Genomic DNA, 13,664 nt, shown 5'->3' on the forward strand with positions numbered 1-13,664 from the left:
GAAGGAATTGCATGGGTACATGGCTGGCTAAGGTCCATCTGACCCAGGGATGGCTTCCCGCAACACTGTTCACACTGACGGCCCTGGCCCTGGCCCTGCTGGTGCTGACCGGACTGACGCATGGACGCTGGCGGACCCTATTGAAACAGATCGCCATCGCCGTAGGCATAGGAGCCCTGGGACTGCTGGCCACCTGGCTTGTCTCCGACGTTTTCATGCTCTTCGGGGTTTCCCTGGGCTGGATGGTCATCATCACCGTGGCCTTGGGCTTCCTGGCCGTGGGGTTCACCGTATGCATCCTCATCACTGCACATGGATGGCGACGGCTCCTGGCAGCCCTGAGCGTCCTGCTCTGTCTGCTGTCCACCGGCCTGCGGGTGGATATCATCTACGGAGAGTTCACCACTCTGGGATCCCTGTTCGACGTCACTCTCTATCCCGACTACGGGAGCCATCAGGCAGTCAGACCAGCCATGAGTGTGGCCCAGTGGCGTGCCCGTGCCTCCCGGGGCAACCTGCCGACCTATCCCCGCACCGGCCGCTCCTACAGCGTGCACATCCCCAATGACAGCTCACGTTTCCTGGCACGTCCAGCCGATATTTACCTACCGCCCGCTGCGTTGAGCAAGAAGCCCCCCGCTCTGCCCGTCTTCGTCCTTCTGGCCGGTCAACCCGGCAGCCCCGACCGGCTCTTCACCGCCGGGTCCATCCCCGCCATGATGGATGCCTATGCGGCCGAACACGATGGACTGGCTCCAGTGGTGGTCTCCCCCGACCAGAACGGGTCCTCCTTCCACAACAGCCTGTGCGTAGACTCACCCGTCTACGGAAAGGCCGAAACCTATTTGAGCCGTGACGTGCCTGCCTGGATCCGGGCCAACCTGCCGGTCGACAGCAAACCCCAGCTATGGGCCATCGGAGGATTCTCCCAGGGAGGGACCTGCTCCACTCAGCTGGGTGCGCGGCATCCCGACGTCTACGGGAACATGCTCCCGGCCGACGGGGAGCTGGAACCGACCCAGGGTCGACAGGACCAGATGATCCAGGATTACTTCGGCGGCGACCGGAAACGCTTCCTGGCCCAGGTTCCCGCCAAAGCCATCAAGGATCGGGCGCCATCGAGCCAGCGGCTATTCACTGCCGCCGGTTCCAACGACAAGGAGTCCCAACACAATATGATGGTCATCGCCAAGGCCGCCGACCAGGCTGGTATGAGCGTGGAGGCCGTCATAACCCAAGGGTCGGGCCATGACTGGCATACAGTCAAGACAGCCTGGAAGCCCGGACTGGAATGGCTGGGCGAAGCCATGGGACTTGGACCAATGTCCCAACCAGTCCAGGACTTTCCGGATATTGTTGAGATGAACATCAGCTGAAGCCGATACAGCAGGTCAATAGAGATCATCAGCAGAAAGAGCCGCCACAATCATGCAGACAACGAATAAGGGATCCAGACTGATGGAACCTTCAGCCAAGAGTGTCTTGCTGACAGACTTGGCACGATGGGTCAGACGCCACGCCCTTGCACTGGCCTTCAGCCTCGGACTGATCCTGCTCAATCTGATCAGCTGGCTGCTGATCTGGCTGCTGCGCATTCCTGGCAGAAACCGGCTAGGCATGCCTCTGTCCGATCTGATTATTCGTCAGGCCTCCCGGCCCTTCCATGGACAGGGTCGGCCCTCACTCCTGGTTCAGTTTGCACGACTGCTGGTATCCCTGGTCATCACCCCGGGTCCCCTGCCGCTGGTTATAGACGTTGCCCTGGTATTGGTCATATTGTGCATCGCCGAGACCCGGCTGGGGCGCAGGCGCACTGTGCTGGCTTCAGTCATTAGCGCTGTATGCGGTGCGGTGGTCGGTCTGATCATCTGCTGGCTGATCAATGCCCTTCAGGACCATTGGGCCTGGTTCATCAAAGTGCCCATGTCGCTCAGCCCTATCATCCTGGTGGTCGGGTCCCTGATGGCATCCATCCCCTTCAGCGACTTCCTCTGGCGACGCAGGATCGCCACCATAGGTTACACAGCCTTGATCCTTATGGTGCTCTACACCGGCAACCCCGGCTCCTATTGCGCCCTGGCGGCAGCGCTGATCGGACACCTGACCGGCCACCTCTGGCACGGACCGGTCCAGGATGCCAATCCGCACGGCCATAGCGGATCCTACGAGACCCGCCACCTGCTGGGGGCGGTCGCCACGGTTCTGGCACTTGGCCCCTTGGTCACCGTTTCCTCCCGCATCCGCGCCGGCTTCCTCACCCCTCTTGGTACATTCATGGGCTCCAATACAGGCGGAAGCGCTGCACTGTCTCGTTGCCTTGCAGAAAACAACCAGGTCAGCTGCTACGCCCACTACGGCCTGGTCGCCGGTCACGCCCCCACTGGCATCTCCTCCCTAATCATGCCCACCCTGGTTATGCTGGTTGCAGCTTGGGGAATCTACCACGGCCGCCGGGTCGCCGCTGTCACCGGGGTGGTTCTCAACGCCCTGACCGTCGTCATGGCCCTGCTCTATTTCCTGGTATTCCCACTGACCATCGGCGAAGGGCTGCCCCAGGCCATACGTCACGGCGCACTGCCCTCTCTGCTGATCATCACCCTGCCGCCGCTGATTCTCAGCTGGTTCCTGGTGCGAAACCTGGGAATCTTCCTGGTGCGGACCAAGACTTCACGTCTACAACTGGGCTGGGCAGCCATCGTCCTGGCCTTCCTGGCCACCGCCATGGGCTACATGGCCTTCACTACCATCAGTCCCGGCTCCTTCAATCCCCGGCCCACCACCAGCAGAGCACTCTCCCAGCTGCCTTCGCTCTACCTGCCCAATGGAGTAGCTTCACGCTTCCTTCCAGCCCTGGTGCCGCGTACCCCCACAGGGAGAATGGTCAGCCATGGAATAGGGCTGATCTTCTGGCTGGTGGTTCTGGTGGTTCTGCTCTCCTGGATGCGCAGCTCGGTCATCCAGAATGGCAGCGAACGCCAGGAGGCTGACAAGCTGGTCGAGTACGGTGGCGAAAGCATGTCCTTCATGACCACCTGGGAGGGCAACAGCTACTGGTTCTCCCCCAGCGGCCGCTCTGGCATCGCCTACCGGCTTTTGCACGGCATAGCCTTGACCACCACTGGCCCATTCGGCGACCCTGAGGAGTATGCGGACGACTTGGACGAATTCACGCACTTCTGCAACGCCCATTCCTGGTCGCCGGTCTTCTACAGCGTCCACAAGCCCCAGCGCGATCTGCTGGCTGCACGCGGCTGGTCAACCCTGACAGTCGGCACGGAGATGGTGGTCACTCCCAGCCTCTGGCAGACCAAGGGCAAGAAGTGGCAGGACATTCGCACAGCCATCAACAAAGCCAAGCGTGACAACATCACCGACGTGCTGACCACATTCAACGACGCCTCCTGGGATGTTCAGTCGCAGATCGTGGACATCTCCGAGCAGTGGGCCGAGCTCAAGGCGCTTCCTGAGATGAAGTTCACCCTGGGTGGTCTGGATGAGCTGAGGGACCCACGCATGGCCATCCTCTACGCCGTGGACGACCAGGGCAAGGTGCTGGCCGTGACCAGCTGGATGCCCACCTACCGACAGGGCCAGGTGATCGGCTGGACCCTGGACTTCATGAGGCACAGGACCGACAGCCCCAATGGGATCATGGAGTTCCTGATAGCACGCATGGCCGAACGGTTGCGCGACCAGGGCACGGCGGAATTCATGAGCCTGTCGGCCGCTCCCCTGGCCGGAATGGACAGCGGCGAAGACGATGACGATGATCAGGGCGAGGATCGAACTGCCTTCCTGCAGCATGCCCTGCATATGGTAGCCGACCTGATGGAACCGGCCTATGGCTTCCGATCGCTCTTCTTCTTCAAGAAGAAGTTCCAGCCCAGCGAGCACCCGGTCTATATCTGCTATCCTGACCCGGCCCAGCTGGCCCAAATCGGACTGGCCGTGGTCCAGGCCTACCTGCCTAATCTCAAGGCTTCGCAGGCCTGGGATGCCATCAAGACCATCATGCCCAAGGGCCGGGAGAATCACTGACGCCTGTCTGACCGAAGCGGTCCCGACAGCTGCTGCACAGGCCGTAGACCTCCAAGGTGTGCGAGGAGACCGTAAAGCCATGTTCAGCTGCCACGGCCTTCAGCCAGCCATCATCGGGCGGGCTGATTTCGATGGTCCTGCCGCAGTGTTCACAGACCAGATGGTGATGGTGCCTCCGCTGGGCCAGGCAGACCCGGTAGAGGCGAATGCCTCCGTGCTCAATGCAGTCCAGGCTGCCGGACATCTGCAGGGACCCCAGCTGTCGATAGACCGTGGCCAAGCCGATTCGCTGGCCCGAATCACGAAGAAGTCTGTGCAGCTCCTTGGCTGAGACGAAGTCGTTCTGGGCCTGAAGAACCCTCCAGATGGCATTCTTCTGCCGCGTCCGGCGGCCGACGGATGAGCCAGCGTTCATGATTAGATACACTCCTTGGACTCCACCAAGCCTACATCCGGATTACCGGGACAGATGTGAGGATTCGGTTCAGTCCAGGTCAGACCAGCAGCCTGTGGCCTCCAGATCCTTGGCTGTCCGCTCCGGATCGTCGGTCAGCACCGTCAGATGCCCCATCTTGCGGTCGGTGCGCACTTCGGCCTTGCCATAATCATGCAGGAACCATTCGGGGTGCTCACCCAGCAGCCGCCTGACCGGGGCCACATGCTGGCCCAGAACGTTGACCATGACTGCTGGGCTGAGCAGGCGGGGATTGGGCAGGGGCCACCCGGCAATGCCCCGGACGTGGGCATCGAACTGATCCATGGAACAGGCCTCGATGGTGTAATGACCGGAGTTATGTGGGCGCGGAGCCAACTCGTTGACCACCAGACCGCCATCGGGCATGACAAAGAGCTCAAGGGCCAAGGTGCCGGCCAACTTGAAGCCGTCAGCCAAAGTCAGGGCCATGTCACGCGCGCGGTCGGCCATCTCGGGCTCAACCTGTGCCGGTGCCAGGGTCATGTGCAGGATGTTGTGACGATGCTCGTTGTGCACCATGGGGAAGGTGACATAGTCCTTGCCATTGCCTGAGACCAGTATGGAGGCCTCGAAGGCGAAGTCCACGAATCCCTCCAGCACGGAGGGCGGGAAGTCCCGGCCCTTCATCTGCGCTTTCAAGGCCCGCAGATCCTCCTTGGTGCGCAGGACCGCCTGGCCATGGCCGTCATAGCCGCCGGTTCGCGTCTTGAGCACAGCGGGCATTCCCAGCTCTTTCAAAGCCGTGTCCAGCTGGTCAAGACTGTCAACCTGCCTCCAAGGGGCGGTATCGATGCCATGACGGTTGATGAAGGTCTTCTCGTGGACCCGGTCCTGGGTGACCCTGAGCAGGTCGGTCCCCTGGGGAACGGCCACACGGTCCCTCACCTGATCCAGAGCATCGGCATCCACATTCTCGAATTCGTAGGTGAGCACATCACTGCGTTCGGCAAGCCGCTTAAGGGCATCGAGGTCGCCATAGTCGGCTGTCTCCTGGAAGTCGGCCACCTGGGCCGCGGGAGCATCGGGCGTGGGATCCAGCACACCGATGCGGAAGCCATGATAGCGGGCGCTCAGTGCCATCATCCGTCCCAGCTGGCCGCCGCCCACGATCCCGATGACGGACCCTGGCTCCAGGTAATCAATTCTTCCCTTGGTCTCCTCAGACAAGCTTGGCATTGGAAGCCTCCACGGATCGGGCCAGCTCGGCACGGTAGTCATCCAGGGCCTGGGCCAGCCTTGGATCGTTGATGGAGAGGATCGAAGCCGCCAGCAGACCGGCGTTGGTGGCCCCGGATGCCCCTATGGCAGTGGTCGCCACAGGAATACCGGCAGGCATCTGAACGATGGACAGGAGCGAATCAACCCCGCTCAAGGCATGGGACTTCACCGGCACCCCGATGACCGGCAGCGTGGTCTGGGCCGCCACCATGCCCGGCAGATGCGCTGCCCCACCGGCCCCGGCGATGATGACCCCTATACCCTGACTACGGGCCTGATGCGCGAACTCCGCCATGCGGCCAGGTGTGCGATGGGCGGAGATGACCTCCTTGGTGTAGATGATAGCGAACCGGTCCAGCATCCGACAGGCTTCCTTCATCGTCTCCCAGTCGCTTGATGATCCCATGATCACTGCGACACGTGCCCCTTCATGTGTATTGTCAGCCATTGGCCCTCCAATGTTCATACACATTCGATACTACGCAAGACCGGGGAGAATCAGCCAATCGTGACGGTCCTATGGATGTAAGGGCCGGGCCTGGTGAACATCGGGCCTTCAGCGGCTCCAAACCCCCGCCCCAGACCTAGAATCATTGGATTGCATCACAGAAACCGACAGGAGGGTTATGGGCAAGCTTCTGAACAGCATCGACTCCCCACAGGATCTGAAGGTTCTCTCCTTGGAAGAGCTGAATCGACTGGCCGACGAGATCCGTCAGCTGCTGATTCGCTTCTGTCGACGTCACGGCGGCCACCTGGGCTCCAACCTGGCCACCATCGAGCCCATCATCGCCCTGCACTACGTCTTCGATATGCCTCATGATCATCTGATCTTCGACGTCTCCCATCAGGCCTACACCCACAAAATCCTGACCGGTCGGCGCCGGGCCTACACGGACCCCGAGCATCATGAGGATCTGTCCGGATTCACCTCGCCCAAGGAGAGCCCCTACGACGACTTCATGCTGGGACACACCGGCACCTCCATCGGCCTGGCCTGCGGAATGGCCGCCCAGCGGGATGCGACCGGCGACAAGGCCAACATCATCGCCTTCATCGGGGATGGTTCACTGAGCAGCGGACCGGCCTTCGAGGGGCTGGACTGGGCAGCAGAGCAGGGCGGCAATCTGATCATCGTGGTTAATGACAACGAAATGTCCATCGCCGAGAACCACGGGGGACTCTACAAGAGCCTGGCGGCCCTGCGTGCCAGTGGGGGACGCAGCCCGGACAATCCCTTCCGCGCCCTCGGACTGGACTACCGCTACGTGGATAAGGGCAACCGGATTGAGAATCTGATTGAGGCCTTCCGTCAGGTTAAAGGCACCGACCATCCGGTGGTGGTCCATATCCACACCCGCAAAGGCCTGGGGCTGGGACAGGGCAGTCAGGGACAAATCGGCCCGACTTCCATAACTCAGAGCGATGGACAAACAGCTCATATGACTTCCCTGCCGGATTTGCCCGCTGAAGGTCCGGTGGAGGCCAACCACTGGCAGGACGGCTTGGACTCTCTTGGTCGCCAGCCCAACTCACGAAAGACTTACGGAAGAATGGCCATGCAGGCCCTGGAGGCCAGGTTCCCACAAGAGCCGGGCCTGGTAGTCATCTCCCCTGCTACGCCGCTGTCCAACGGTATCGATCCCGACTTCCGCCAGCGGGCCGGGAACCACTACCGGGACGTGGGCATCGCCGAATCCCACGCGATAGCCTACGCCGCGGGCATCGCCAAGGCCGGAGGCACGCCCGTGGTCGCCACATCGGCCACCTTCTTCCAGAGGGCCTACGACCAAATTGAGCAGGAGATGGCCTTGAACGGCAGCGCGGTGACTCTGCTGGTTTTTTCAACTGGCATTGCCAAAACCGATGCCACGCATTCAGGTACGGCCGACATGGTCATGATGCGAGGCATCCCCGGACTGACCTGCCTGGCTCCGACCAGCGGGGCTGAATTCCTGGACATGCTGGCCTGGGCCACGGGTCCGGCCCGGCAGCCGGTGGTCATCAGGGTGCCCGGCGAGCGCACGCTGGCGACAGAACGCACAGGCAAGCCAATGGAGCTGGTTGCAAATCCCTCGAAGACCAATGCTGAATGCGGATCGGACGCTGCTCCCTGGGATCACTATCGAATCCTGCAAGAAGGTAAGACCGTAGCCCTGCTGGCTCTCGGCGATGCCCTTCCACTTGGCCGCGATCTTGCTGATTCCTTGGAGAGGTCCACGGGGCTGAAGCCCACACTGGTGGACCCACATCGCTATGACCGCCTGGATGAGCAGACCCTGGATGCCCTGGCCAGTACCCACCCCCTGGTGGTCACCATCGAGGACGGTCAGCTGGACGGCGGCTGGGGCCAAGCCGTGGCTGCATACTACGGGCCTAGTCAGGTTCACACCCTGGCCTTCGGAGCGGCCAAGGAGTTCAACGACCGGGTCCCCAAGACCACCCTGCTGGAAAGGTATGGCATGACCGTTCCGGCAATGACTCGAGCCATATCGGATGCCCTTACCGACCAGACTTCATAGATCTGACCCGCCGGTGGACCCAGGCGGGTACAATGAAAGGGTTTGGCCCCGTAGCTCAGCTGGATAGAGCAACTGACTTCTAATCTGTAGGTCGAGAGTTCGAATCTCTCCGGGGTCACCAATTGCGCTCCTTGCTCCTACATAAGAGGCAAGGGTTCTTCGTGTTCGTGTTGATATCGCTGTAGCAGCATGTATTACCCATGCACAACCCACGACGATTGCAGTGATAGAAGCAATATGGACAAGCCTAAATAGTTTTCAATGCGATGTCAGCTCTTTGATTGAGCCCCTCCAGAGATATAATGGAAGATTCCCCGATGGCATCCACAGGAAAGGCAACCATGAACGATTGGCATAAACCAACAGATCAGCAAACAGACGACAACCAAGACCCGTCTCAGACAAGCCAGAATTACCCTGGCTACAAGGGATACGGCCAAGAGCCTGCCAACAGCAACTACGAGTCCGCTTCCCGACAGGAAATTCCCTCTACAGCTGCCAATGGATACCCTAACGCGGATCAGTCTTGGCAGGCTCCGAGCACGAGCACCCAGGGAGAGCCGCAGAATCCCTATGGCCAAACCACATATACGCCTCAATCCAACAGCACCAGCGGACCGGCCCAAATTCAACCTTGGCAGCTTCAGGCCCAATATATCAACGGACCGGGTATGTCGAACAAGTCGAAGGTCACAGCAGCCATTCTGGCTTTCTTCCTAGGCGGCTTCGGCATACACAACTTTTATCTGGGTAAGACCGGGCGTGGGGTCGCACAGCTGCTGATCACCATCTTCGTCCTCTTCATCGGCCCTCTCATCTCTTCAGTATGGGCCATCGTAGAAGGTGCGCAGATTCTTGGCTCACATCCAGGCTCGCCTTACCACATGGACGGCAAGGGACTCCAGCTGCAGGATTGAAGACGACAGACGCCGATTAATTGCGTCATGACACCCGCAGGATGCCATGCGCACCCTTCTCGGCCAGGCTCATGACGTGGTTGACTATGGAATAGTCGCCTGGCTGATCGACCTTGAGCTCCACAAAGCCACCTTGGGCCGGCAGCAGGGGTAGGACCTGCGCCCCGGCCGATGAAGCAGCGGTAGAATTCGCTCCTGAACCTCCGCCAATCAGGTAGCGGCCCTCGGTCCAGACCGTATCGAACTGGGTGCCCACGATGTGGAAGGACAGCGGCTGATTGGGACCCGCATCCAGAACCCAGATGCGGACCCTTTGCCCCTTCTCCAGCTTGAGAGGGTGGGCGTCATATTGAAAGGCCCGTCCGTTAAAGGTCATGATATCCGGGTTCATGGTCGCCACCTTTTCAGCATCGGCACTCCCTCCATTGGACCCCAGATAAATCTCAGACTGGACCAGAACATACTCCGCAGCCACTGGCGGCAGGGTACCGTCATCGACAACCACGGCCCCGTACATGCCGTTGGCGATATGGTTTGACATGGGGTCGCTGCTGCAGTGATACATCCAAATGCCAGCCCGATCAGCGGTGAAGGTATACAGGAGCTCCTTGCCTGGCTCTATGTTGCGCATCATGGTCTGAGGGACGGCCGGGCCGGCGTGAAAGTCAATGGAATGGCTCATACTTCCCTTGTTTCTGATGGTTACTTCAAAGGTGTCTCCCACCCGGCCTCTGAGCACCGGACCTTGAGCCAGGGGCCGCGATCCCTTATCCCGTGAATCGCTCGCGTCGTCGAAGCTCCAGACCGTGCGCTCAAGCCCTGCTGCCACCTGCTCCTTGCGCTCTTTGACCACCAGCGTGTACTTTCTGGTTCCAGCCTTTCCCTGATTGTCCAGTGGCGGAAGAATGGCTTTGGCAGGATCGCTCTTTTCGGCTTGTGACTTGAGCTTGGCGGCTGATGGGATATGGCTTAGGGCCGTCTTCCCTGCGGAGGACTGACCTTGCCCAGCAACAGTTCCACCCTTTACCTGGACCTTGAGCTCCATACCCATCTGGCGATGCCCTGCCAGCGAGCACCAGCCCAGTGTGTCGCCCCCCAGGACCCCCACGTCGACCGAGACGCTCTGGCCCACCGGAACTGACCCGGTGCTCTTGCCATTGGCGAAAACCAAGTCATGCCGCTGATCTCCAGTATTTTGAAAATCTACAACCAGCCGGTCGCCTGCCTCGATGTTGATGACATCCGGCACAAAGGCCATACCCCGTACCCTGATTGAAGCTCTGCTGGTGTGACCCGTCGGCTGGACGCTCTTCGACGAAGCCTCATGGACGCCTCCGACACTGGGTGCTGCCCCGACCGAGACAGCCAGCGTCGGCCGCAGAGCCATCAAAACCACGGCGGCCACCAGGACCAACACTGCAGCCGAGGTGGCAATCAGGTCCGTCCTCAGGGCCAGGGTCCCCACTCGTTCGTTTTGCGAATCCTCGGGCTGACGCCGACGGTAGCGTTTGGACGCCAGAATCTGCTTGCCGCGAGCAGCCAGATACACCACGGTCAGCATCATGGAGAGGATTCCCAGAACATTCAGCAGGTTCCCTGCCTTCCACAAGGGCGTGTATACCCTGATGGCTCCAAGGAGCCTGATCAGCAAACCAACCTGCATAAGTGCCCAGGCACCCCAAAGGAGCGGGTGGAAGGGCAGAGGCCTTCGAATGACCGAAGGGACAATCATGCAGACATGGGCGATGACCATGGTCATGATGAATCCGACAGCCAGCGCGTGCAGCGCCATGTCGCCCCAGTAGGTACTGGAATCGAGGGGTGCCACCATCCATATGAAAGCAGCCAGAAGCCCCCAAGCGTAGGCCGACAGCATGCAGGTGCCCATGAATCCCGGCAGACCACCATGACGGAAGGTGCCCTTGGCCACATCATGACTGGCCATTACCAGAAGAAGCAGGCCCAGAGACAGCCCCAGAAGTGGATAGCCGACCGAAGGCGCCATGGCCTGGACCGGCAGCATCAGGACGGTCAGGAGGCTGAGCCCCAGGATTCCTGATTCAAGACGGATATCCGAGAAGACCGCCCTGGCCAGCTCCACCCGCTCACCGACGATGGTCAGAACCAGAAAGAAGAGCCAGGTTGGAGCTAGAACCGAGGCATCCAATCCTGCAACCCAGCCAGCGGCCCCGACCAGACCCACCAAGGACCCGAGAACCTGTATGAGCACCTCTGCAGAAGGCTGCCGACGCCAGATGGCCAAGTACATGGCCGTCAGAACCAACATGGACAAAGTCCACGGAATACCGCCAAAAAGCTCCACCCTGGCCCATGCCGGAGCAGTAGCGCGGCTTGAAACTATCAACGTCAGCAGGCAGAGCAGAGACCCCAAGAGGCCCAAGGCAGGAGCGAGAAACCCCCAAGATGGTTTGCTGGATCCGCCGCTACGGTAGGCCACTGCCCTCTCCAGGCCGATGGCAGCGCCCAAAAACCCATAGACCATGAGCATGCCGTGCAGATCAGCCAGGGGGACCCTGCCCGAGGGGTGGATCAGATCCGACCGGATCAACGCCGCAACAAGGCCAAGCAATGCAGCCAGAACTGCGCCGATAAGGAGGACCATCCTGGACCTGGGCAAGGCCATTCTGCCGCCGGACTTGCGCATCTTCTGGTCATTGTGCATGAGTCTGTCCGCCTTGTCCTGGGTTGATAATTGATTTGATAGTTATACAATTTAATCGATGAGTCAGGAAATTCAAGCCCACGGCAAGCGTAGAAGCGGGGAGGAGATCCGCTCTGCAATCTTGGATTATCTGCATATGGCGGCCGAACAGACCGGTACAGGTCTAACCGCACGGCAGATCGGAGAAGCCTTTGACATCCATCCGACGACCGCTCGTTTCCATCTTGAACGTCTGGTCGAACAGGGCGAAGCAGTCCGTCAGAGAAAAGACAGCGACGGTCAATCAACCGGTCGAGGCAGACCGGCTGTCATCTACTCCCCCACATTCATGAACCGGGTCAGGGAGGATATGATCTCCTCGCTTTGCATGGCTCTGGAAACCGCCTGCCCCGATACGGACAGCAGGGATAGAGCCGCACTGAAAGCAGGTCAGGTCTGGGGTCGTGCCCTGGCCAGACAAAGCAGAGGGAATGCAGAAAAGGACCTGTCACCGAGCATGACGCGGACACTGTTGGATACTCTGGCCACCCTGGGCTTTGCTCCTGTTACGGCAGAACCGGATTCATCAAGCCTGTATCTGACCTCATGTCCCTTCCTGGACAGCGTCAACACCCATCCCATTATTTGCACAATCCATCTGGGTATGGTCCTGGGACTTGTGGAGAACAGTAGCAGAGCGGTCAAGAATAAAAAAGCCAGTATACTGCTGACACCTCTGTCTTCGCCAAAGGGATGCTTTCTGAAAGTAGCGAAAGTGGACAACAAACCAAGGAGGAAAGTAAAGCAATGACCTACGTAATTGCCCAGCCCTGCGTGGACGTCAAGGACAAGGCCTGCGTGGACGAGTGCCCGGTGGATTGCATCTACGAGGGCCCCAGGAACCTGTATATCAACCCCAACGAATGCATCGACTGCGGCGCATGCGAGCCCGTTTGCCCCGTGGAAGCGATTTTCTACGAAGAGGACCTGCCTGAGGAATGGACCTGGTTCAAGGATGCCTCCGAAGACTTCTTTGCCCAGGTCGGCGATGCAGGCGGCGCACAGGCCCAGGGACCCTACGATCATGACCATCCACAGGTCGCAGCTTTGCCCCACCAGGATAATTTCGTCTGCATTCAGCCGGAATCACGCGGCCAGCGCGCGGTCTGGGTACGCAAGGACCAAACGGAATGAAGGCCGGTTCAAGCCAGGACGGTCACCTGGTCTTCCCTGACTTTTTGGACCGTCCTGTGGAGGAGGCCGCCCGGATGCTTCTGGGCTGCCTGATCATCCGGGACTACGAGTCGGAAGGTGAACAGGCCAGAGTTCGGATCGTGGAAACCGAGGCCTACGATCAGAATGATCCGGCCAGCCATGCCTATCACGGGCGATCGGCCCGCAACGATGCCCTTTTCGGCCCCAGCGGACACATGTACGTCTACTTTACCTATGGAATGCACTACTGCATGAACGTCTCCTGTCAGGAGGACGGATTCGGCGCCGGGGTACTGATTCGAGCCTGCCAGCCAGTGCAGGGTCTGGATCTTCTACGCAGTCACAGGCACGGCCGTCACCCGGATCGGGAATTGACCAACGGCCCCGCCAAGCTCTGCCAGGCATTGGACATCGACAAGCGTAACTACGGCCATGACCTCAGGAAACCGCCCATACGACTGGCAGCCGCAGGGCTGAATCAGGACGAGACCATCACGGCAACCCCCCGAATAGGCATCTCCCATGCCAAAGAGACCCTACGACGATTCGTCATCACCGGCAACCCCTACCTGTCGCGATGAAAGGACAGAATCCTATAATTCTGATTTCTACAGCCT

General features: G+C 60.0%; 11 protein-coding genes and 1 tRNA gene. 8 read left to right on the forward strand and 4 right to left on the reverse strand.

Annotated elements, in window-relative coordinates:
- The first annotated feature begins 11 nt into the window (after positions 1–11).
- Entirely contained in the window at positions 12–1,376 is a 1,365-nt protein-coding gene (locus tag P272_RS0106040) for an alpha/beta hydrolase (RefSeq protein ID WP_029678641.1), read from the forward strand.
- A 52-nt stretch (positions 1,377–1,428) separates the two neighbouring features.
- Positions 1,429–4,038, forward strand: coding sequence for a bifunctional lysylphosphatidylglycerol flippase/synthetase MprF (locus tag P272_RS0106045; protein WP_081709073.1), 2,610 nt, complete (start codon positions 1,429–1,431; stop codon positions 4,036–4,038).
- Here P272_RS0106045 and P272_RS0106050 read toward each other — a convergent pair.
- The 3 genes from P272_RS0106050 to purE form a co-directional block, all read right to left on the reverse strand.
- The gene (locus tag P272_RS0106050; protein WP_029678643.1) at positions 4,010–4,453 is read right to left on the reverse strand and encodes a Fur family transcriptional regulator; all 444 of its coding nucleotides are present in this window, start codon (positions 4,451–4,453) and stop codon (positions 4,010–4,012) included. The two genes, P272_RS0106045 and P272_RS0106050, sit on opposite strands and share 29 nt — an antisense overlap.
- Before the next feature lie 69 nt (positions 4,454–4,522).
- A complete protein-coding gene (purK, locus tag P272_RS0106055; RefSeq protein ID WP_029678644.1) occupies positions 4,523–5,689 on the reverse strand; it encodes a 5-(carboxyamino)imidazole ribonucleotide synthase in 1,167 nt (388 codons plus the stop codon).
- Entirely contained in the window at positions 5,673–6,179 is a 507-nt protein-coding gene (purE, locus tag P272_RS0106060) for a 5-(carboxyamino)imidazole ribonucleotide mutase (RefSeq protein ID WP_029678645.1), read from the reverse strand. The genes purK and purE overlap by 17 nt, the downstream gene beginning before the upstream one ends.
- A 178-nt stretch (positions 6,180–6,357) precedes the next feature.
- Here purE and P272_RS0106065 point away from each other — a divergent pair, with 178 nt between their 5' ends.
- The 3 genes from P272_RS0106065 to P272_RS09440 all read left to right on the forward strand — a co-directional run bounded on the left by P272_RS0106065 (position 6,358) and on the right by P272_RS09440 (position 9,170).
- Positions 6,358–8,253, forward strand: a complete 1,896-nt coding sequence (locus P272_RS0106065; protein ID WP_044097845.1) for a 1-deoxy-D-xylulose-5-phosphate synthase — start codon at positions 6,358–6,360, stop codon at positions 8,251–8,253.
- Between the two features lie 44 nt (positions 8,254–8,297).
- A tRNA-Arg gene (locus tag P272_RS0106070) sits at positions 8,298–8,374 on the forward strand.
- A gap of 550 nt (positions 8,375–8,924) precedes the next feature.
- The gene (locus P272_RS09440) at positions 8,925–9,170 is read left to right on the forward strand and encodes a TM2 domain-containing protein (RefSeq protein ID WP_172636718.1); all 246 of its coding nucleotides are present in this window, start codon (positions 8,925–8,927) and stop codon (positions 9,168–9,170) included.
- Positions 9,171–9,195: 25 nt separating this feature from the next.
- Here P272_RS09440 and P272_RS08900 read toward each other — a convergent pair whose 3' ends face one another.
- The gene (locus P272_RS08900; RefSeq protein WP_052323216.1) at positions 9,196–11,853 is read right to left on the reverse strand and encodes a multicopper oxidase domain-containing protein; all 2,658 of its coding nucleotides are present in this window, start codon (positions 11,851–11,853) and stop codon (positions 9,196–9,198) included.
- Between the two features lie 58 nt (positions 11,854–11,911).
- Here P272_RS08900 and P272_RS0106085 point away from each other — a divergent pair, with 58 nt between their 5' ends.
- Genes P272_RS0106085 through P272_RS0106095 form a run of 3 tightly spaced genes read left to right on the forward strand, consistent with a single transcriptional unit; the run spans position 11,912 to position 13,628 of the window.
- Complete coding sequence (locus P272_RS0106085; protein WP_029678650.1) at positions 11,912–12,643, forward strand: helix-turn-helix transcriptional regulator; 732 nt, start codon at positions 11,912–11,914, stop codon at positions 12,641–12,643.
- The gene (gene fdxA, locus P272_RS0106090) at positions 12,640–13,026 is read left to right on the forward strand and encodes a ferredoxin (RefSeq protein ID WP_029678651.1); all 387 of its coding nucleotides are present in this window, start codon (positions 12,640–12,642) and stop codon (positions 13,024–13,026) included. The genes P272_RS0106085 and fdxA overlap by 4 nt, the downstream gene beginning before the upstream one ends.
- Complete coding sequence (locus P272_RS0106095; protein WP_029678652.1) at positions 13,023–13,628, forward strand: DNA-3-methyladenine glycosylase; 606 nt, start codon at positions 13,023–13,025, stop codon at positions 13,626–13,628. Before fdxA ends, P272_RS0106095 begins: the two co-directional genes overlap by 4 nt.
- Positions 13,629–13,664: the final 36 nt, after the last annotated feature.

The organism is Bifidobacterium sp. 7101 (genome assembly GCF_000499285.1).
Classification (GTDB): domain Bacteria; phylum Actinomycetota; class Actinomycetes; order Actinomycetales; family Bifidobacteriaceae; genus Bombiscardovia; species Bombiscardovia apis_A.

Excerpts from the sequence above, each read along its gene's own strand:
- P272_RS0106085 (WP_029678650.1), top strand. The coding sequence starts at position 11,912 with ATGAGTCAGGAAATTCAAGCCCACGGCAAGCGTAGAAGCGGGGAGGAG.
- P272_RS08900 (WP_052323216.1), bottom strand. The coding sequence starts at position 11,853 with ATGCACAATGACCAGAAGATGCGCAAGTCCGGCGGCAGAATGGCCTTG.
- P272_RS0106045 (WP_081709073.1), top strand. The coding sequence starts at position 1,429 with ATGCAGACAACGAATAAGGGATCCAGACTGATGGAACCTTCAGCCAAG.
- purE (WP_029678645.1), bottom strand. The coding sequence starts at position 6,179 with ATGGCTGACAATACACATGAAGGGGCACGTGTCGCAGTGATCATGGGA.
- P272_RS0106065 (WP_044097845.1), top strand. The coding sequence starts at position 6,358 with ATGGGCAAGCTTCTGAACAGCATCGACTCCCCACAGGATCTGAAGGTT.
- P272_RS0106040 (WP_029678641.1), top strand. The coding sequence starts at position 12 with ATGGGTACATGGCTGGCTAAGGTCCATCTGACCCAGGGATGGCTTCCC.
- P272_RS09440 (WP_172636718.1), top strand. The coding sequence starts at position 8,925 with ATGTCGAACAAGTCGAAGGTCACAGCAGCCATTCTGGCTTTCTTCCTA.
- fdxA (WP_029678651.1), top strand. The coding sequence starts at position 12,640 with ATGACCTACGTAATTGCCCAGCCCTGCGTGGACGTCAAGGACAAGGCC.
- P272_RS0106095 (WP_029678652.1), top strand. The coding sequence starts at position 13,023 with ATGAAGGCCGGTTCAAGCCAGGACGGTCACCTGGTCTTCCCTGACTTT.
- P272_RS0106050 (WP_029678643.1), bottom strand. The coding sequence starts at position 4,453 with ATGAACGCTGGCTCATCCGTCGGCCGCCGGACGCGGCAGAAGAATGCC.
- purK (WP_029678644.1), bottom strand. The coding sequence starts at position 5,689 with ATGCCAAGCTTGTCTGAGGAGACCAAGGGAAGAATTGATTACCTGGAG.